The sequence below is a fragment of the Antarctobacter sp. genome, from assembly GCF_965277915.1.
In the GTDB taxonomy this organism is placed as follows: Bacteria; Pseudomonadota; Alphaproteobacteria; order Rhodobacterales; family Rhodobacteraceae; genus Antarctobacter.
This window is the reverse complement of sequence record NZ_OZ255849.1, coordinates 2,227,117-2,245,437: the sequence shown is the minus strand read 5'-3', so window position 1 is coordinate 2,245,437 and position 18,321 is coordinate 2,227,117. Positions and strand designations below refer to the sequence as shown.

Here is an 18,321-nt window from a genome sequence, read left to right as displayed (position 1 = left end):
CGCGGGCGCCTGCTAGTTTGACGCGGGGCATCGGGCCGGGCAGCAGGGCAGGGAGCGTTTCATGGCAGTTGCGGAAACGGGCGGGTTGGATCCCGTCCTGGCCTTCGGGCTGGTTGGGGCGCTTGGGGTCGGCAGCCAGTGGCTGGCCTGGCGGCTGCGCCTGCCCGCCATCGTCCTGATGCTGGTCGCGGGGCTGATCATCGGTCCGGTGACCGGTGTATTGGATCCGGCGGCACAGTTCGGCGACATGTTGCAACCGATGATCGCTGTGGCCGTCGCCATCATCCTGTTCGAAGGCGGTCTGACGCTTGACCTGCACCGCCTGTCGGACGCGGCCAAGGGGGTGCGGCGGCTGGTTTTGATCGGCGCGCCGCTGGGCTGGATCGCGTCTGCCGCGGCCCTGCATTTCGTCGCCGGGCTCAGCTGGGAGTCCTCGGCCGTGTTTGGCGGAATCATGATCGTCACGGGGCCGACCGTGATCGCGCCACTGTTGCGCCAGGCGCGGTTGCAGCGCCGCCCCGCCGCGCTGATGCAGTGGGAGGCCATCGTCAACGATCCCGTCGGAGCGCTGGCCGCGGTGCTTGCCTTCGAGGTCGTCATGGTGCTGCGCACTGCGACCAGCGCAGGCCATGCGATGATCGAGATCGGCATGGGCGTTGCCATCGCCACGGTGCTGGGCCTGGCCGCTGGCTGGAGCGTGGTGCGCGCGTTTCGCCAGGCCTTGGTTCCCGAGTACATGAAGGTGCCGGTTCTGTTCGTCGTGCTGCTTGCGGTCTTTGCACTGGCCGACCATGTCCTGCATGAATCCGGCCTGCTGGCCGTGACGATCATGGGCCTCTGGATTGCCAACGCGAAATTGCCCAGTTTCGCGGAGATCTACCGCTTCAAGGAACATGCCACCGTTTTGCTAGTCTCCGGGGTCTTCATCCTGCTGGCGGCGGGGATGAGCTTTGATCGGCTGGCGGTGCTCGACTGGCGGGCCGGAGCCTTCGTTCTGGCGGTGATCCTGCTGGCGCGTCCCTTGCCCGTGCTTGCGGCGCTGGCCTTTACCAATGTGCCCTGGCGAGAACGCCTGCTTGTCGCGTTCACCGGGCCGCGCGGTGTGGTGTTGGTGGCTGTGGCCGGGCTTTTCGGGGAACGGCTGGCGCAACTTGGCCTGCCGGATGCAGAGCGGATCGCGCCGTTGGCCTTTGCGCTGGTGGCGGCAACGGTCGTCCTGCACGGCTTCACCCTGGCCCCGATGGCGCGCCTGCTGGGGCTGAGTGCATCGCGTCTGCCGGGTGTGCTGATCATGGGCGGATCGAAATGGGCGGTGGAACTGGGCGCGGCTTTGAAGAAGATGGATCTGCCCGTGATCATCGCCGATCCCAACAACGCCCATCTTCGCAGCGCGCGTGAGGCAGGTTTGGACACCTTCTACGGAGACATCCTCTCGGAGGCGGCAGAAGATCGGGTCGACCTGGTGGCCTATGAAAAACTGATCTGCGCCAGCGACAATGACGCCTATAACACGCTGGTGGCGACCGACCTGGCGCCGGAATTCGGCCGCGAGAATGTCTTTCAGGTCAAGCGCGTGCGCGAAACCTCCAGCCGGCATTCCCTGCCGGCCACGCTGGGGGGGCAGGCATTCGGCGCCAACGAAACCTATTTCGAGGCCAATGCCGCCATTGCGGGCGGGTGCGAGTTCCGCGTCACCAAGCTGACCGAGGAGTTCACCGCAGCGGACTGGCGCGCGGCCCAACCCGAGGCAGTACCCATGGCCGAGCTGGGGCCGGGGGGTACGCTGCGCCTCCTGGGACCCGAGGATGAACTGCGCGGCGCACCGGGCACGCGCCTTCTGGCCCGACTGCCGAAACGCGCGGAACGGCAGGCGCCCGAGGCCGCCGCCGAGGACGTTTGACGCCACCCTCCAAAGTGATAGAGACCGGCCAACATTGGAGCCGCTGACATGAACCTGTTTTCCGATATTCGCAGCCTCGTGCTGGATGCCATCGCCGCCTGCCAGTCCGAAGGTACGCTGCCCGACGGGCTGAACACCGATCCCGTGACCACCGAGCCGCCGCGCGATCCGCTGCACGGCGACATGGCGACAAATGCCGCCATGGTGCTGGCCAAACCCGCCAAGGCCAAGCCGCGCGACATCGCCGAGGCACTGGCCGCGAAACTGCGCATCGACGACCGGATCGCCAGCGCCGAGGTGGCCGGGCCGGGGTTCCTGAACCTGCGGCTGGCCCCCTCTGTCTGGCAGGCGCTGCCGGGCCGCATCCTGAAAGAGGGCACCGCTTATGGCCGGTCCGATTTCGGGCAGGGCAAGAAGGTGAACGTCGAATATGTCTCGGCCAACCCGACGGGACCGATGCATGTGGGCCACGCGCGCGGCGCCATCGTGGGCGACGCGCTGGCCTCTCTGCTGGCCTATGCCGGTTATGACGTGACCCGCGAATACTACATCAACGACGGCGGCGCACAGGTCGACGTTCTCGCGCGGTCCGTCTACCTGCGCTACCTCGAGGCGCATGGCCACGAGGTCGAATTCCCCGATGGCACCTATCCGGGCGATTACCTCGTCGAGGTGGGCGAGGCGCTGAAATCCAAGGTGGGCGAGGCCTATATCGACCAACCCGAAGAGGTCTGGCTGGCCGAGGTGCGCGAGTTCGCCACCGACGCGATGATGCAGGTGATCCAGGCTGATCTGGGCATGCTGGGTGTGCAGATGGACCACTTCTTTTCCGAGAAGTCGCTCTACGGTACGGGCAAGATCGAGGCGGCCATCGACAGCCTGAAGGACAAGGGGCTGATCTATCGCGGCGTGCTGGAACCGCCCAAGGGCAAGAAACCCGAGGACTGGGAGCCGCGCGAGCAGACCCTGTTCAAGTCCACCGACCACGGCGACGACGTGGACCGGCCGATCATGAAATCCGACGGCAGCTGGACCTATTTCGCGCCCGACATCGCCTATCACCATGACAAGGTGAGCCGGGGTTTCGACCTGTTGATCGACATCTTCGGCGCCGATCACGGTGGCTACGTCAAGCGGATGAAGGCCGCCGTTTCGGCCCTGTCCGACGGCAAGGTGCCGCTGGAGATCAAGCTGATCCAGCTGGTCAAGCTGTTCAAGAACGGCGAGCCCTTCAAGATGTCCAAGCGGGCAGGGACCTTCATCACCCTGCGTGACCTCGTGGAAATGGTGGGTCCGGACGTGGCGCGGTTCCACATGCTGACCCGCAAGAGCGACCAGGCACTGGATTTCGATTTCGACAAGGTGGTCGAGCAGTCCAAGGAAAACCCGGTATTTTACGTCCAGTATGCCCATGCGCGGATCTGTTCGGTCCTGCGCAAGGCGACAGAGGATGGCGTTGACGTCAGCGATGCGGCACTGGCCGGGGCCGACCTGTCGGGCATGACCCACGCATCGGAACTGGGGCTGGCGACCAAGCTGGCTGAATGGCCGCGGCTGGTTGAAATCGCCGCCCGGACGCAGGAACCGCACCGGATCGCCACGTACCTGGGCGAACTGGCCGCCGACTTGCACGGGCTTTGGAACCGGGGCAACGACGCGCCCGAGTTGCGTTTCCTGCAGGATGACCCGGCTGCAACACAGTCGAAAATCGCGCTGGCACGGGCGACCGCGGTTGTGATTTCCGCCGGTCTTGGTATCTTGGGCGTGACCCCGGTAGAAGAAATGCGCTGACAAAACGCGCCTCTGCCGGGGCTGTTCGAGCAGTCAAGGCATTCGGGCGGCAATGCACCGCCCGGGGACAAGAGGCAGAGATGGCGGATTTCACATACGATGGGGCCCCGGCGGCCCCGGCTACGGTAAAGATGGCCTCGGTCGCGAATTGGGCCGGGGCGGCTGTGTCGCTTGCGCTGATCGCCGGGATCGCGGTCTGGGGCTATCGTGTGGTGGCGCGGGATGTTTCCGGTGTCCCCATCGTTCAAGCCATGTCGGGCCCGATGCGCGAAGCCCCCAAGGATCCGGGCGGTCTGCTGGCCGATCACCAGGGGCTGGCGGTCAACGCCGTTGCGGGCAGCGGCGCCGCTGCCGACCCCGCGGATCGGCTGACCCTTGCGCCGCGTCCGGCCGGCCTGCAGGCCGATGACGTGGCTCTTGGCGTGCTGACGCCGGACAAGCCCATCGATCCCAAACCCGCAATGGCGCGCAACGCCGAAGTGATCGCACTGCAGCCCGAGGGGGCACCGATCCCCGAAAGCGCGGACCCCAAGGACACCGGGCCTTTTGCCGCCCTTGCGGACGAGATCGCCGCCAAGTCCAAGCCGCTCAGCCCGCTGCCCGAGGGCACGGAGGCCGAGGTTGTGACGGCCCTGGCGACGGCTTTGCCGGATCAGGCCAAGCCCGAGCGGTATAGCGGTCCGGGGCTTGCACGGTCCCTGCGTCCGCGACTGCGGCCCGCGGGGCTGTCGGCGACGGTTCGGGTGGCCGCGGCCCCCGGCGCTGCCGTCGAATGGGACACCTCCAAACCCGTGAACGAGATTGACCCGGCCACGCTGTCGGCTGGCACGCGCCTTGTGCAGATCGGTGCCTTTGACAGCCCGGAAACCGCGCGCAGCGAATGGGAGCGGCTGGATGGTCGCTTTGGCGATTATCTTGCCGGCAAGGATCGCGTGATCCAGAAAGCCTCGTCCGGCGGGCGTACATTTTACCGGTTGCGCGCGCATGGGTTCGAGGACCTCTCGGATGCCCGCCGTTTCTGCGCCGCCTTCGTCGCGCAGAAAGTGGATTGCATCCCGGTGGTCACCAGATGAGCCGCTTCGGCGCGGTCATCCTGGGCTGCGCCGGTCCGGTTCTCTCGGATGAAGAGATTGCTCTCTTTTCCGAGATGCGCCCCATCGGCTTTATCCTGTTTGACCGGAACCTGCAGAACGCCGACCAGATCCGGGCATTGTGCGATGGATTGCGTGACGCCGCAGGACATGACGCCCCGATTTTCATCGACCAGGAGGGAGGCCGCGTTCAGCGCCTGCGCCCGCCACTGGCGCGGACATGGGCGCCGCCGCTGGAGGATGCTGCAGCCGAGGATGCCGAGCGCCGGTTCTTCGTCCGGGGACGTTTGATTGCGCATGAGCTTCGGGCTCTGGGGATTGACGGGAACTGTGTTCCGACACTGGATATTGCCCGTCCCGACACCCATGCCGTCTTGCGTAATCGCTGCTATGGCACTGACCGTGACAGCGTGATCCGCAACGGGCGTGCGTTGGTGGAGGGGTGCCGGCAGGGTGGTGTGCTGCCCGTGATGAAACACATGCCCGGACACGGGCGCGGCACGTTGGACAGTCATCTTGATCTGCCGCGCGTGTCCACGCCGAAACCCGTGCTGTCGGACGAGGACTTTGCCACATTCTCGGCCTTTGCCGACCTGCCGATGGGCATGACCGCGCATCTTGTCTTTGAGGATATCGACAAGCGCCCGGCCACGCAGTCACCTGTCATGATCCGGCTGATCCGGGATGAAATCGGCTTTGACGGCTTGTTGATGACCGATGACATTTCGATGCAGGCCCTTTTGGGCAGCGTCTCCGAACGGGGGCGTGCCGCGCGCGCGGCCGGTTGTGACGTGATCCTGCACTGCAACGGCGATTTGTCAGAGATGCGTGACTTGTGTGCGGCCGTCGGCAGCATGGATAGGTTGGCGCAAAGGCGCGCAGAGCGCGCTCTGGCCGCGCGCACGGCGCCCCAGCCGGTTGACATCGACGGGCTGCGCGCCGAGGCTGACGCCTTCTTTGTCCAGGACCTGCGCCCCGATCCCGCATGAGCGATCCCGACACTCCCGATCTTGTCCAGCTGTCCGTCTCGGAACGCCTTGCGGCCGAGGCTTTGGTTGTCGATGTCGACGGGTTCGAGGGGCCGCTTGACCTGCTGTTGAACATGGCGCGGTCGCAAAAGGTGGATCTGCGCAGGATCTCTATCCTTCAGCTGGCCCAGCAGTACCTGTCCTTCGTCGAAAAAGCCAAGGCGCTCAGGATCGAACTGGCGGCGGATTACCTGGTCATGGCAGCCTGGCTGGCCTTCCTGAAATCGCGTCTTCTGCTTCCGCCTGACCCGACCGAAGAAGGCCCCTCGGGCGAAGACCTGGCCGCGCACCTTGCGTTCCAGCTGGAGCGCCTGCAGGCGATGCGGGATGCCGCTGCGCGGCTGATGGCGCGGGATCAGCTTGGGCGGGATTTCTTTGCCCGGGGCCTGCCGGAAAAGATGGAACAGGTGCGGCAGGTGAAGTACACGGCCACGCTTCTGGACCTGATGCAGGGCTATGCCCGGATCCGGACCCGCGACGAGTTTCGCCCTTTCGTCATGGACCGGGACAAGGTTTTCACGATGGAACAGGCGCTGGACCGCATGCGCGGGATGATCGGCTTTGCAGGGCAATGGACCGACATCCAGAGCTACCTCCCCGACGGCTGGGGAGAGGATCCGGTGCGTTGGCGTTCGGCCACGGCGGCGACTTTTGCCGCGTCGCTTGAGCTTGTCAAAGAGGGCAAGGCAGAGTTGAAACAGTCCGGGACGTTCGAGCCCATTCTGCTGCGCCGCAAGGAGTCGCGTGATGAGTGACACGCCCGAGATCACGCCCGGAGAAGAGGGCGCCCCGCGCGAAAGCCTGTTCGAGGCCCCGGTCATGGGCGAACAGGAACGCATGGTCGAGGCGATCCTTTTTGCCAGCACGGAACCCGTCACCGTCAGGGAGTTGAATGAACGTATGCCGCATGGTTGCGATGCCGCAGAGGCGCTGGTTCACCTGCGCAAGCGGTACGAGGGACGGGGGGTGCGCGTGGTTCGCGTCGGCGATGCCTGGGCAATCCGCACCGCGCCGGATCTGAGGTTCTTGATGCAGCGCGAGACGGTTGAAACCCGCAAGCTGAGCCGCGCCGCGATCGAGACGCTGGCCATCATCGCCTATCACCAGCCGGTGACCCGTGCCGAGATCGAAGAGATCCGTGGCGTATCCGTCAGCCGGGGCACCGTTGACCAACTGCTGGAGATGGAGTGGATCCGGTTCGGTCGTCGTCGGATGACGCCGGGGCGACCGGTGACATTCGTCGTGACGCAGGAGTTCCTGGATCATTTCGGGCTGGAGTCCGCCCGCGACCTGCCGGGTCTGGCCGATCTGCGCGCCGCCGGCCTGCTGGAAAGCCGTCCCTCGCCCTTGGGTGCCCCTCAGGCTGGCGAAGGCGACGTTGATGCAGAGGAAGGCATGGAGGAGGGCCAGAGCGAGTTGTTCGAGGACTGACGCCCGCAAATCGGCGCAATCCCAAGCTAGCGTTGACTGAAATCCGACAGGTCCAGGACATGACCGCGCATCAGCCGGTCAAGATTGTGCTTTCGCAAGGCGCTGCGCAATCTGGTAACCAAGGGCAATGACGCGGGGATCGATCGCGCCGAAGGGGGCGGCCTTCAGGGGCAATCAGGTGAAACGCGCCACGCGCCAGGTCCGCCGGTTCCAGATGGTGCGCGTCACGCCCGGAAATGCTTGCTGAGTTTCAACCCCTGCCCCTGGTAGTTCGAGGCGATGCCCGCACCGTAGAGCTGACCCGGCACTTCTGACATGCGCTCATAGACCAGCCGTCCGACGATCTGCCCATGTTCAAGAACAAAGGGCGCCTCGTGACAGCGCACCTCGAGGACACCGCGCGCACCCGCGCCACCGGCGGCCGCATGGCCAAACCCCGGATCGAAGAACCCCGCGTAATGGACGCGGAATTCGCCCACCATCGCCAGGTAGGGCGCCATTTCAGCGGCATAGCCGGGCGGAATGTGGACGGCTTCGCGGCTGACGAGGATGTAAAAGGCCCCGGGATCCAGGATCAGTTGTTCGCTGTCGCTGCGCAATTCGTCCCAGAATTCCATCGGGTCATAGGCACCGATCCGGTCGAGGTCGATCACCCCGGTATGAGGCCGCGCGCGATAGCCAACCAGCCCGCTTTCCCCCGGTTGCAGGTCCACCGAAAAGCCGAGACCTTCGGAGATCACCGCCGGCCCGCCACCGACAAGTGTTTGTTCGACGTGCAAGGTCTGCAGTTCCGCATCCGTCAGGACCGACCGTCCCCGGCGGAACCGGATCTGGTTCAGGCGCATTCCGGGCCGCACGAGGACGGAAAAGGAGCGCGGGCAGATTTCGGCGAAAAGCGGGCCGTCGTAGCCGGTGGCGATACGGTCGAATTCGATGCCGCCGTCCGTGATGACGCGGGTCAGAAGGTCCAGCCGCCCGGTCGAACTCTTGGCATTGGCGATCGCCTGGACATCGTCCGGAAGGGTCACGCTTTCCATCAGGGGGACGAGGTAGACACAGCCTTTTTCGAGCACCGCGCCTTGGGCCAGATCGATCCTGTGCATCTCGAATTCGTCGATGCGGGCGGCGACGCTGCGTCCCTCGCCAGCCAGAAAAGACGCACGCACCCTGTAGGCGACGTTGCCCAGCCGCAAGTCAAGACTGGCGGGTTGTACCTGGCCGTCAACAAAGGGGGCCTCCGCTCGGATCGCACCGCTTGCGATCAGCTTTTCGATCTGCTGGCTTGCCAGGACACCGGTCATCGCTTCCCCCTCGTTTCGGTCGTCTTATCAAGCGGGTTGACGAAGGTGGAGAGCAAATTGCCGCGTGGCCTCTCAATATGCCAGATCAAAGACGAAGGCGTCGGCCGCCAGCGGTTCCGGCTCCGGGTCAGGCGGGTCAAAGCTTTGCGCAAAGAGGTACGGCGTGCCGCTGTCGGGCGGTGGGACCAGTTCGGGATCGATCAACCCGGGTTCCAGGCTGTCTCGGTCCGTCGGGATCGGCTCTTGCGGAGGCAGGGGATCCGTGACCTCTGGCAAGGGGCGGCGATAGTCCCATGCGACCTCGAGCGAGGCCTCTTGCGCGATTTCCATATAGCGAATCTCGACCAAGTGCGTGCCTGGGGTCAGGTTGACCTCGGCAATGATGGGATCGTTGCGTTCGGCGTCGGCGCTGTCCAGCACCAGTGTGCCATCGACGTAGACGCGGGCGGTGTCATCGGCCGTCAGGCGCAGGCCATAAATCCCGCCAGAGGGGTTTTCCACGGTGCGTGTATAGCGTGCGGCCATGTGATCCTCTGGTCCTTCGGGCCAGATCGGGCCGGTTTCGTCAAGGAAATCGATCATGATCCGTGTGGCCACGGCATCGGGCGTGTTGAAGTCCACCTCGTCCAGGTCGGTGATGCCCTCGGCCAGAACAAAGTACTCGGCGTCGTAGTACCCGGGGGAGTCCGGGGCCGGGGCCAACACGTCAAAACCTGCTGTTTCCAGTGCCAATTCGATCTGCGCGTTGATCGCGTCGAAATTGGCAAGGACATCGGGGTGAACAGCAACAGGCAGCGTCGCGGGCAAAAGCGGCAATTGTCCATAGCTGGCCTGGAAAGTGATCATCGCCGCAAGGAAATAGGTGGTGTCCGTCCCGTGCGGCGCGTTGTCGACATAAAAGGCCGTTGCGGGCACAGATGACAGAACGCCTGTCATGAGGTCCGACAGGATCGAGCCCACGGGCAAGAGCGCCAGATCGGCGGTGGGCCGTGCGCTGTTCACCATATCCACGAGATCGAGAAACCAGTCGTGATAGGCGCCCATGTTGTAGGCGTGATATTGAGTCAGCGCGTCGGTCGAAATCGGGAACTCCGGGGCATAAGGGCCCATGTCGGCCCAGCCTTCGTAGATCAGCAACTGTGCTGCGGGATGATCTGCAAGCATCCCGTCGACCAGGTCGATCACCGCGTCGAAGGGGGAACGGGTGTCGCCGCCATAGTCCGTATCCGGGGAAAGGTCCTGTATGAAATTCGCCGGTGTGATCAGGATCATGTCGAAGACGGCATCGGCAAAAGCGATCTGGTCAGATCCCCATGCCCCCGCGACCCCGGGAAATCCCCACTGATCATAAGGTTCTGGCCAATCCGCGAAATTCCGCAGAAATCCGTAACTGCCCGAGACGGCATAGGCGAGCCCCGCAGTATCCGCGAAAAGATCCATCCAGATCGGCACATTGGCATGGACTGCGCCGGTGTCGGTGTAGTTCACCAGTGAATTGCCAAAGATGTACTGCGAAACCGATTGGGGCATCCTTGCCGTCCCTGTCGCTGGTCCGAGACTGATTGCCCCTTGGGGCACGGGGCGGCGGCGTACACAATAGAAGGTGTCTGTTACCGATCAATTCACGGCGCAGCGGTGACGTGTTTGCCAGCTTTCGCCAGGCAGTTTCACGTTGGTCAATGTTTGCCATATGACCAACACACAGCGTTACCCCCATAGGGGGGACAACTACTTGTCGTCATAAGAATTTTGTGGGGTGGTTTGATTTGGTCGGGCTAGCAGGACTCGAACCTGCGACCTTCCGTCCCCCAGACGGACGCGCTACCAGGCTGCGCCATAGCCCGACTTGTCGGGGTGTCTTACGCTATTTTTCGGCAAGAGCAACCCCCCGAATGACGAATTTTTGCGCTTCAGGACAGAGGTGTCGAAAGCCGGTCGTGACGCGCCTTCAGCGCGGGGAGCTGCGCCGAAAGGGCCGCCCTCTGATCGGGGGTCAGCGAACGGATTCGTGCCAGTTGTCCCAAGGGTCCGATGGCCGGGGTAGGGGGCGAGGGTACGGGATCCACTTCGGGACCAGCCGCGAAATCCGGCAGGTCGAGCCCGGCCGAGACTGGTGCGGTTTCCGCCGGAATGTCTGGCGTGTCCTCCGGGTCGGGGGGCTCAAGAACCTCCGCGGTGTCGGAGTGCAGGGCTTCGAGCAGATCATCGGGCAGCGAAGGCTTGCGTGCCGGCGGAGCCAGGTCAAACGGCAGTTCCGGAGCGTCGCTGTCACCCCAGAGCTTCGGGGTCGGTGCGGTATCCGTCGCTGTCACGCTGTCAGGCGTATTTTCGCCGCTTTGGGGCACCGGTTCCGCGTCTTCGGTCTCATCACCGGCAATCGCCTCCTCTTCGGCCGGCGCATGCTCGGCGTTGATGGGTGCAGTGGGCGATTCTCCGGTCTCCACGGCGGTATCCGGAAGGGATTCGGTTTTGTCGTCCAAGTCGTCTGCGGCAAGTGCGACATCGGCCAGTTCGGGCGTTGCCGCTTCTTTCTCGTCGGGCTCTTTCGCGGCGGGGTCATCCGGAGCCTCTGGAGCAGCTTCCGGCGCGGTGTCCTGTGCGTCGTCCGGATCATGTTCAGGATCGTTTTCCGGGGTGCCGTCCAGATCCTCGTCGGCCGTTGGCATCCCATTGGACTGTTGTTGCAGGTGTTCACCCGGGAAGGCGACGACGGAATCCGCCTCCTCTTGCAACGGGACCTCGGCATAGGGCGCATCCTCGATCAATGCGCCGTCATCCTTTGTGGCGTCCTCGTCGACCGGTTGCGATGCAAGGGCGGCGACATGGCGCACGCCCTGTTCGCGCAGCACCTTCTGAACGCCCTTGATGGTCATTCCATCATCGTGCAGCAACCGTTTGATTCCGCCCAGCAATTCCATGTCGGCGGGCCGATAGTATCGGCGCCCGCCAGCGCGCTTGACCGGCTTCACCTGGGTGAACTTGCTTTCCCAGAAACGCAGGACATGGGCTGGCGTATCCAGCCATTCCGCAACTTCCGAGATGGTGCGGAAGGCATCGCGGGACTTGGGCATGAAAATTGCCTCAGTGCTTGTTGCCCGCGGCGACGCGGTCTTTCATCAGGTGCGACGGGCGGAAAGTCAGGACTCGGCGCGGCTGAATTGGGACCTCTTCGCCAGTCTTGGGATTGCGCCCGACCCGGGCCGCCTTTTCGCGCACCGAAAACGTCCCGAAGGACGAGATTTTGACCTGTTCGCCTTCGACAAGCGCATCGGACATATGTTGCAGCACCGCCTCGACCAGTTCGGCACTTTCGTTGCGCGACAGGCCTACCTCGCGAAATACCGCTTCGCTCAGATCCATGCGCGTCAGGGTCTTGTCACCCATTTTGGTCCCTCCCGGTGTTTTAACGGGATTATCGACGTCAAAAATCACAAGTCAATATCAACGACTTGCGGTGAGCAATTTATCCATAGCTGAAAGACGGTTATGCAACAGACGCAAGCATGCGCGCCTGTTACCAGCGCAGGACCACCGACCCCCAGGCCAGTCCGCCTCCGATTGCCTCGGTGACGATGAGATCGCCGGACTTGATCTGGCCGCGTGCCTTTCCGACGGACAAGGCAAGGGGAATCGAGGCTGCCGAGGTGTTCCCGTGATCCTGGACGGTTACAACGACCCGGTCCATCGACAGGCCCAGCTTCTTGGCGGTTCCGGCAATGATGCGGATGTTGGCCTGGTGCGGTACGACCCAGTCGATCTGATCCGCGCTCAGCCCCGCCTTGGAGAGCGCCGTCATGGCTGTCGAGGCCAGTTTTTCGACGGCGTGGCGGAAGACCTCCTTGCCCTGCATCCGGAGGAAACCCGTGGACTGCGTGCTGACGCCGCCGTCGACATAAAGGATGTCACGGTAACGGCCGTCGCTGTTGAGGTCGGTTGCAAGGATGCCGCGATCCGCCCCGGTGCCGTCGCCTTCCTGCGCTTCGAGGATCAGAGCACCGGCGCCATCGCCGAACAGGACGCAGGTCGACCGGTCGGTCCAGTCCATGATGCGCGAGAACGTCTCGGCCCCGATGACGAGGACACGTTTGGCCTGGCCCGAGATGATCATAGAGTTCGCCGTGGTCAGGGCATAGATGAACCCGGCACAGACGGCCTGAACGTCGAACGCGAAACCGTGCATCATCTTGAGTTCGGCCTGAACCATCGTCGCTGCTGAAGGGAAAGTCAGATCCGCCGTCGAAGTGGCGACGATGATCGCGTCGACGTCGTCCGGTTCCAGCCCCGCATCCTGCAACGCGGCGCGCGCGGCGCGGGTGGCCAGATCGGATGTGGTCTGTCCTTCGGCCGCGAAATGCCGTCTCTCGATGCCCGAGCGGGACCGGATCCAGGCGTCCGATGTATCCAGGGTTGCTTCGAATTCGGCATTTTCGACGACTCGGTCGGGCAGGTAATGCCCGACGCCGGTGACGACGGCGCGTGTGGTCATGATATATTGCGGTCCTCTTCTGAGGCGCCATCCTGCGCCGCCTCGGCGGCAGAGGCAACCCGTGCCGCCAGACGGTCGGCAAAGCCGGCGCGCGCAAGTTCGAAGGCCAGTTTCACGGCGGCCGAAACCCCGGTCGCATCCGCGGAGCCATGCGATTTCACCACGGTCCCGTTGAGCCCCAGAAAGACGCCGCCGTTCACGCGTCGTGGGTCGATCCGTTTCTGCAGCCGTTTGAGCGAGGTCAGCGCCAGCAATGAGGCGATGCGGGACAGGGGCGAATATGCAAAGGCCTCGCGCAGGAGGTCGCCAATCAGCTTGGCCGTGCCTTCGCCGGTCTTGAGCGCGACGTTGCCGGTAAAGCCGTCGGTGACGATCACGTCACAGGAATCGCCGGGGATGTCGCCGCCCTCGACGAAGCCCACGAATGTGTAGTTGCCTTCGGTCTCATGTGCGGCGATGCGATCATGCGCCTCTTTGAGTTCGGCCCGGCCCTTGTGTTCCTCGGTTCCGACGTTCAGCAGGCCGATGCGCGGGCGTGTCAGCGAAAGACCGTTGCGGGCATAGGCCGCGCCCATCAATGCGTATTGCAGCAGGTCCTCGGCATCGGCGCGAATGTCCGCACCGACATCCAGCATGACGTTGAAGCCCTGCGGATTGCGCGACGGCCAGAGAATCGCGATGGCGGGGCGGTTGACGCCCGGCAGCTTGCGCAGACGGATCATCGACAGCGCCATGAGCGCGCCGGTGTTGCCGCAGCTGACCGCGACGGTCGCCTCGCCTTCGCGGACGGAGTCCAGCGCTGACCACATCGAGGTGCCCTTGCCGTGACGCATCACCTGGCTGGGCTTGTCCTCCATGCTGACGACGCCTTGGGCATCGCGGATCTCGCAACGGTCTGACAGGCCGCGGCGACGCGCGACCAGCTTCTCCAGCTCGTCGGCCGGACCGTGCAGAATGAAATGAATCTGGGGATTCTTGCGGGCGGATTTGTAGATGCCGGCGACCACTGTCGCCGGCCCACTGTCGCCGCCCATAGCGTCGACCGATATCACAATTCGGGACGGGCCTGCGTCCTTGTTGTCCTTCAGCGAGGTCATGCAGGCAACGTCCCGGTTGGGCTATCAGGCCGCGTCTTCGTCCAGGTCGATGTCGTCGTTCATCGCGACGATTTCGCGCTCTGCATAGTGGCCGCAGGACGGGCAGACATGGTGCGGGCGCTTCAGCTCGCCGCAGTTGTCGCACTCGTTCGGGTTCGCTGCGGTCAGTGCATCGTGAGCGCGGCGGTTGTTGCGGCGCGACTTGGAAACCTTGTTCTGTTGGACAGCCATGTCTCAACCTCGTTTTGTCGTCGGGGGCGGGGCCTCCCGGAAGTTTCGGATGGGCCATGCCGCGCTGCCCCCGGAAGGTGCCCGCGGCGACATGCGCCAGACGTACTCATGAGCGCGCGAAAATACGCAGTGCCGAGGATTTGGCAAGCGGATTCTCAGTCGTCCTCGCCCTTCTTCTGCATTTTTTCGCGCAGGTCTGCCAGTCCTGCGAACGGTTTGCTGTCCTCGTCGGTCATCGGGGTCACACCTTCGGCGGCAAACTGTGCCTCGCCCAGTTCCACGCCGTCCTTGCGCGGATAGGTCGGCAAGGCCAACGAGAGCGCCTCCAGCATCACCGCCTCGAGGTCGATTTCGTCCCCGAGTTCCTCGACACTGTCGTCTTCGGGCATCTCCGTCTCTGTACCGGCCTCGGGTTGGGCAATGCGCTCGGGTGGCAAGAATTCGCGCACGACCTGCGTGTCGATCCGCGTCGTCACCGGTTCCAGCGTGACGATGCAGGACTGGACGGCCGTCGCGCCCAGGTCTCCTTCCAATCGCCACCCGAATTTGCCGAGCGGGGTCAGCTGGCCGGTGAACCGCAGTTTTCTCAGGCTTTGCGCGCCCAGTTCGGCGGCGTGGGTGGCGCGTGCCTCTGGCCCCGGCTCCAGCCGGAACGGGGTCGGGCCCGTCTGCCGCAGGCCGGAGACGCGCAGCCGCGCAGGTGTCGGGGATCCATCGGGTTTGTCGGTGGTCATTGTGTCGGGTTTTCCTGCGCTTGAATGGCGGGCGTTCCTTCTGTAAGCGGGATAGGTGGCGAAAAGGCCCGTGACAAGAGGGGCGTGAGATGAACGTATTTGCAGGCAAGCTCAAGGCTGTGATTGCCATGCTGATGATCCTCGGGCTGTCGGCCTGTGCCGCGCAGTACCGCACCCACGGGTATCTGCCCTCCGAGGCGGATCTGCAACAGATCGTGCCCGGCGTCGACACCAAGGCCTCTGTCGAGGACCTGATCGGCGTGCCCAATGCCACGGGGGTCCTGAACGGATCGGGCTTCTACTACATCGAGAGCGAAGTTCGCCATTTCGCCTACCAGAAGCCCAGGGTCGTCGAACGCACCATCGTCGCCATCACCTTCGACGAGGCCGATGTCGTCACCAACATCACGACCTACGGGCTGGAGGATGGCCGCGTCGTGGCGATCAACCGTCGGGTGACCCAGACCACCGATGGCGACATCAGCTTTATCCGCAAGCTCTTCGGCAACATCGGCGGCATCTCGGCCAGCAACCTGCTCGGCGGCTGAACGTCCGGTCGAGCGGCGCCGTGAAAGCGTCATTCGATTGTCACGCGGTTTTGGCATCCCCTGCCGAAGACGGGCGTTCGAATCGAGCGTCCGGGCAGGAGAACGTGAGATGATAAAGCTGAGCCGTGGGCGCTATCGGGCCCGGATGGCCGCGGGCGCGGCAGACATCGAGGCAGCGCAGCGCTTGCGCGGCAGGGCCTTTCACGGCGGCGGCATGGATGCGGACGATTTCGATCCGCTCTGCGATCACGTTCTGGTCGAGGACAGCCGCAGCGGCGCTCTGGTCTGCTGTTTTCGTTTTCTGCCGCTGGCCAGCGGCGGTGAGATCGGGCGCAGCTATTCAGCCCAGTATTACGAGCTTTCGGCGCTGGAAAGTTTTCAGGGCCCAATGGTCGAGATGGGGCGCTTCTGCATCGACCCGGACCTTAAGGACCCGGACATCCTGCGCGTCGCCTGGGGCGCGATGACCGCCTATGTCGATGCGCAGGGCGTCGAATTGCTGTTCGGCTGTGCCAGTTTCTCGGGGACGGATGCGCGCGCCTATTATGATGCCTTCGCAATGCTCAAGGCGCGTCACCTGGCGCCGCGGCGCTGGCTGCCGCGGGTCAAGGCGCCGGATGTCTTCCGGTTCGCCGCGCGGCTGCGGCGCAAGCCCGATGCGAAAATGGCGATGTTGCGGATGCCGCCGCTGTTGCGGACCTACCTGATGATGGGGGGGTGGGTGTCGGATCATGCGGTCGTGGATGCCCGGATGAACACGCTTCACGTCTTTACCGGCGTCGAGATCGCAGCGATCCCGCCGGCCCGCAAGAAATTGCTGCGCGCGGTGGCGGGCTGACGACCGACCCTGGAAGGGGCAGGGCGGGGCGATCTGTTACAAAGCCGTGTCGAAACCTTTGCAAGAGTGCCATCGTCCTGTCGTCTTCGCGGGGGAAAGGTCCGGCAGTCCAAGGATCGGACGTCTTTCCAACAGCTTCAAGGTGACATGCCATGTCCAAAGCCAACCTCTTGTTGCCCCGCCCCAATCGCCGCGCCTTTCTGGCCGGATCGACCGCCTTCGCCGCATCGCTGGCGATGCCGGCGATCAGCCGCGCCTCGGCGCGCCCGGTCTTTACGCATGGTGTCCAGTCCGGCGACGTCGACATGTCCTCGGGCATGATCTGGACTCGCACCGACCGTCCGGCCCGGGTGATGATGGAGGTCTCGACCACCGAGAGCTTTGCAGATGCCCGCCGTCTTGCGCCGCTGGATGCGCTGCCCGAAAGCGATTTCGCGGTGAAGCGTCTGCTCACCGACCTCGCTTCGGACCAGGACGTCTTTTACCGCTTCACGGCCGCCGACCTGAGCGACATCAACGCGGTGTCCGAACCCATCGTCGGTCGTTTCCGCACTGCGCCCGGCGCGCGCCGCTCGGTGCGTTTCGCCTGGTCGGGCGATACCGCCGGCCAGGGCTGGGGCATCGACGATGAAGGCATGCGCACCTATGCCACGATGGCCGGGCACCAGCCCGATTTCTTCCTGCATTCCGGCGACACCATCTATGCCGATGGCCCGATGCAGGACGAGGTTGAAAAGGACGGCGAAGTCATCTGGAAGAACACCGTTCTGACCGATGAGAAACGCAAGGTCGCCGAGACGCTGGACGAATTCCGCGGCCAGTGGAAATACAACATGATGGACGAGCACGTTCTGGCGATGAACGCAGCCGTGCCGACCTTCTTCCAGTGGGACGATCACGAGGTGGTCAACAACTGGTCCTCCTCGCGCAGCCTGATGGAAGATGACCGGTATTCCGAGAAGTCGGTGCATGTGCTGGCTGCCCGCGCCGGCCGCGCCTTCCACGAGATGGCGCCGATCCGCTACACGCCGGCCGAACCGGGCCGTGTCTACCGCAAGATCTCCTACGGTCCGATGCTGGACATCTTCTTCCTCGATCTGCGCAGCTACCGCGGGCCGAACACGGACAACCTGCAGGGCGAGCTGACGGACGAGAGCCGTATCCTTGGCCGCGAGCAGATCGAATGGCTCAAGCGCGAGTTGACGCAATCCAAGGCGACCTGGAAGGTGATCGCCTCCGACATGCCGATCGGCCTGGTGGTCGGTGGCGGACAAGAAGCCATCGCCAATGGCGACAACGGCGAGGCCAAGGGGCGCGAGCTGGAGGTCGCGGGTCTTCTGCGCTTCATCAAGGCTGCAGAGATCCGCAACACGGTCTGGCTGACCGCGGACGTGCACTATACCGCCGCGCACCACTATTCGCCCGACCGGGCCCAGTTCCAGGATTTCGCCCCCTTCTGGGAGTTCGTCTCTGGCCCGCTGCACGCCGGCACCTTCGGCCCGAACGACCTGGACATGACCTTTGGCCCCGAGGTCCGCTATGTGAAAGCACCGGAAGAAGGCCAAGTGAACCTGCCGCCCTCCGCCGGTCTTCAGTTCTTCGGCCTTGTCGACATCGACGGCGCGACCGAGCAGCTGACCGTGCGCCTGATGGACCGTGCGGACACCGAACTCTGGTCCGTGACGCTGGACCCCGAGCGCGCTTGATAGCCGCCTGCTCCTGACAAAAGGGCCGCACCCTCGATCGGGGTGCGGCCCTCGCTTTGTTGACCTGTGTTTCTTTGGGCTGAAAATACTCCGGGGAGCACGAGGGGCTGGCCTCTCGCTCCTGTCCCGAGAGCCAACG

17 protein-coding genes and 1 tRNA gene are annotated in these 18,321 nt (G+C 64.1%); 9 read left to right on the top strand and 9 right to left on the bottom strand.

What is annotated here, in order from left to right:
- The first annotated feature begins 61 nt into the window (after window positions 1–61).
- From ACQY5B_RS11780 to scpB, 6 genes are all read left to right on the top strand, one after another.
- Window positions 62–1,900, top strand: a complete 1,839-nt coding sequence (locus ACQY5B_RS11780) for a cation:proton antiporter (protein ID WP_420325136.1) — start codon at window positions 62–64, stop codon at window positions 1,898–1,900.
- A gap of 48 nt (window positions 1,901–1,948) precedes the next feature.
- The gene (gene argS / locus ACQY5B_RS11775; protein ID WP_420325137.1) at window positions 1,949–3,691 is read left to right on the top strand and encodes an arginine--tRNA ligase; all 1,743 of its coding nucleotides are present in this window, start codon (window positions 1,949–1,951) and stop codon (window positions 3,689–3,691) included.
- 80 nt (window positions 3,692–3,771) lie between these two features.
- Window positions 3,772–4,764 (top strand): SPOR domain-containing protein, encoded by a 993-nt coding sequence (locus ACQY5B_RS11770; protein WP_420325138.1) that lies wholly within the window; start codon window positions 3,772–3,774, stop codon window positions 4,762–4,764.
- Window positions 4,761–5,771, top strand: a complete 1,011-nt coding sequence (locus ACQY5B_RS11765) for a glycoside hydrolase family 3 N-terminal domain-containing protein (protein ID WP_420325139.1) — start codon at window positions 4,761–4,763, stop codon at window positions 5,769–5,771. The genes ACQY5B_RS11770 and ACQY5B_RS11765 overlap by 4 nt, the downstream gene beginning before the upstream one ends.
- Window positions 5,768–6,565, top strand: a complete 798-nt coding sequence (locus tag ACQY5B_RS11760) for a segregation and condensation protein A (RefSeq protein WP_305970309.1) — start codon at window positions 5,768–5,770, stop codon at window positions 6,563–6,565. The genes ACQY5B_RS11765 and ACQY5B_RS11760 overlap by 4 nt, the downstream gene beginning before the upstream one ends.
- Window positions 6,558–7,241, top strand: coding sequence for an SMC-Scp complex subunit ScpB (gene scpB / locus ACQY5B_RS11755; RefSeq protein ID WP_420325140.1), 684 nt, complete (start codon window positions 6,558–6,560; stop codon window positions 7,239–7,241). Before ACQY5B_RS11760 ends, scpB begins: the two co-directional genes overlap by 8 nt.
- A 224-nt stretch (window positions 7,242–7,465) precedes the next feature.
- On the opposite strand, the gene ACQY5B_RS11750 is transcribed toward scpB, so the two are convergent.
- The 9 genes from ACQY5B_RS11750 to ACQY5B_RS11710 form a co-directional block, all read right to left on the bottom strand.
- Complete coding sequence (locus ACQY5B_RS11750) at window positions 7,466–8,542, bottom strand: 2'-deoxycytidine 5'-triphosphate deaminase (RefSeq protein ID WP_420325141.1); 1,077 nt, start codon at window positions 8,540–8,542, stop codon at window positions 7,466–7,468.
- Window positions 8,543–8,614: 72 nt separating this feature from the next.
- A complete protein-coding gene (locus ACQY5B_RS11745) occupies window positions 8,615–10,072 on the bottom strand; it encodes a PA14 domain-containing protein (RefSeq protein ID WP_420325142.1) in 1,458 nt (485 codons plus the stop codon).
- A gap of 237 nt (window positions 10,073–10,309) precedes the next feature.
- Window positions 10,310–10,386, bottom strand: a tRNA-Pro gene (locus ACQY5B_RS11740).
- A 66-nt stretch (window positions 10,387–10,452) separates the two neighbouring features.
- Window positions 10,453–11,613, bottom strand: a complete 1,161-nt coding sequence (locus ACQY5B_RS11735; RefSeq protein ID WP_420325143.1) for a MerR family transcriptional regulator — start codon at window positions 11,611–11,613, stop codon at window positions 10,453–10,455.
- A gap of 10 nt (window positions 11,614–11,623) precedes the next feature.
- Window positions 11,624–11,926, bottom strand: a complete 303-nt coding sequence (ihfA, locus tag ACQY5B_RS11730; RefSeq protein ID WP_219514535.1) for an integration host factor subunit alpha — start codon at window positions 11,924–11,926, stop codon at window positions 11,624–11,626.
- A gap of 130 nt (window positions 11,927–12,056) precedes the next feature.
- On the bottom strand, window positions 12,057–13,028 hold the full coding sequence (locus ACQY5B_RS11725) for a beta-ketoacyl-ACP synthase III (protein ID WP_420325144.1): 972 nt from the start codon (window positions 13,026–13,028) through the stop codon (window positions 12,057–12,059).
- Complete coding sequence (gene plsX, locus ACQY5B_RS11720) at window positions 13,025–14,125, bottom strand: phosphate acyltransferase PlsX (protein ID WP_305970303.1); 1,101 nt, start codon at window positions 14,123–14,125, stop codon at window positions 13,025–13,027. The genes ACQY5B_RS11725 and plsX overlap by 4 nt, the downstream gene beginning before the upstream one ends.
- 24 nt (window positions 14,126–14,149) lie before the next feature.
- Window positions 14,150–14,356: a 50S ribosomal protein L32 gene (gene rpmF, locus ACQY5B_RS11715; protein WP_420325145.1), complete on the bottom strand. Its 207-nt coding sequence runs from the start codon at window positions 14,354–14,356 to the stop codon at window positions 14,150–14,152.
- Window positions 14,357–14,511: 155 nt separating this feature from the next.
- Window positions 14,512–15,090, bottom strand: coding sequence for a YceD family protein (locus ACQY5B_RS11710; RefSeq protein ID WP_420325146.1), 579 nt, complete (start codon window positions 15,088–15,090; stop codon window positions 14,512–14,514).
- A gap of 89 nt (window positions 15,091–15,179) precedes the next feature.
- Here ACQY5B_RS11710 and ACQY5B_RS11705 point away from each other — a divergent pair, with 89 nt between their 5' ends.
- From ACQY5B_RS11705 to ACQY5B_RS11695, 3 genes are all read left to right on the top strand, one after another.
- Window positions 15,180–15,638, top strand: coding sequence for an outer membrane protein assembly factor BamE (locus ACQY5B_RS11705; protein ID WP_420325147.1), 459 nt, complete (start codon window positions 15,180–15,182; stop codon window positions 15,636–15,638).
- Between the two features lie 109 nt (window positions 15,639–15,747).
- On the top strand, window positions 15,748–16,476 hold the full coding sequence (locus tag ACQY5B_RS11700) for a GNAT family N-acetyltransferase (RefSeq protein WP_305970300.1): 729 nt from the start codon (window positions 15,748–15,750) through the stop codon (window positions 16,474–16,476).
- Window positions 16,477–16,628: 152 nt separating this feature from the next.
- Window positions 16,629–18,182, top strand: a complete 1,554-nt coding sequence (locus ACQY5B_RS11695; protein WP_420325148.1) for an alkaline phosphatase D family protein — start codon at window positions 16,629–16,631, stop codon at window positions 18,180–18,182.
- Window positions 18,183–18,321 lie beyond the last annotated feature (139 nt).

What these genes read in the sequence shown, in the direction of transcription:
- ACQY5B_RS11780 (WP_420325136.1), top strand. Translation starts at nt 62, where the DNA reads ATGGCAGTTGCGGAAACGGGCGGGTTGGATCCCGTCCTGGCCTTCGGG.
- argS (WP_420325137.1), top strand. Translation starts at nt 1,949, where the DNA reads ATGAACCTGTTTTCCGATATTCGCAGCCTCGTGCTGGATGCCATCGCC.
- ACQY5B_RS11770 (WP_420325138.1), top strand. Translation starts at nt 3,772, where the DNA reads ATGGCGGATTTCACATACGATGGGGCCCCGGCGGCCCCGGCTACGGTA.
- ACQY5B_RS11765 (WP_420325139.1), top strand. Translation starts at nt 4,761, where the DNA reads ATGAGCCGCTTCGGCGCGGTCATCCTGGGCTGCGCCGGTCCGGTTCTC.
- ACQY5B_RS11760 (WP_305970309.1), top strand. Translation starts at nt 5,768, where the DNA reads ATGAGCGATCCCGACACTCCCGATCTTGTCCAGCTGTCCGTCTCGGAA.
- scpB (WP_420325140.1), top strand. Translation starts at nt 6,558, where the DNA reads ATGAGTGACACGCCCGAGATCACGCCCGGAGAAGAGGGCGCCCCGCGC.
- ACQY5B_RS11750 (WP_420325141.1), bottom strand. Translation starts at nt 8,542, where the DNA reads ATGACCGGTGTCCTGGCAAGCCAGCAGATCGAAAAGCTGATCGCAAGC.
- ACQY5B_RS11745 (WP_420325142.1), bottom strand. Translation starts at nt 10,072, where the DNA reads ATGCCCCAATCGGTTTCGCAGTACATCTTTGGCAATTCACTGGTGAAC.
- ACQY5B_RS11735 (WP_420325143.1), bottom strand. Translation starts at nt 11,613, where the DNA reads ATGCCCAAGTCCCGCGATGCCTTCCGCACCATCTCGGAAGTTGCGGAA.
- ihfA (WP_219514535.1), bottom strand. Translation starts at nt 11,926, where the DNA reads ATGGGTGACAAGACCCTGACGCGCATGGATCTGAGCGAAGCGGTATTT.
- ACQY5B_RS11725 (WP_420325144.1), bottom strand. Translation starts at nt 13,028, where the DNA reads ATGACCACACGCGCCGTCGTCACCGGCGTCGGGCATTACCTGCCCGAC.
- plsX (WP_305970303.1), bottom strand. Translation starts at nt 14,125, where the DNA reads ATGACCTCGCTGAAGGACAACAAGGACGCAGGCCCGTCCCGAATTGTG.
- rpmF (WP_420325145.1), bottom strand. Translation starts at nt 14,356, where the DNA reads ATGGCTGTCCAACAGAACAAGGTTTCCAAGTCGCGCCGCAACAACCGC.
- ACQY5B_RS11710 (WP_420325146.1), bottom strand. Translation starts at nt 15,090, where the DNA reads ATGACCACCGACAAACCCGATGGATCCCCGACACCTGCGCGGCTGCGC.
- ACQY5B_RS11705 (WP_420325147.1), top strand. Translation starts at nt 15,180, where the DNA reads ATGAACGTATTTGCAGGCAAGCTCAAGGCTGTGATTGCCATGCTGATG.
- ACQY5B_RS11700 (WP_305970300.1), top strand. Translation starts at nt 15,748, where the DNA reads ATGATAAAGCTGAGCCGTGGGCGCTATCGGGCCCGGATGGCCGCGGGC.
- ACQY5B_RS11695 (WP_420325148.1), top strand. Translation starts at nt 16,629, where the DNA reads ATGTCCAAAGCCAACCTCTTGTTGCCCCGCCCCAATCGCCGCGCCTTT.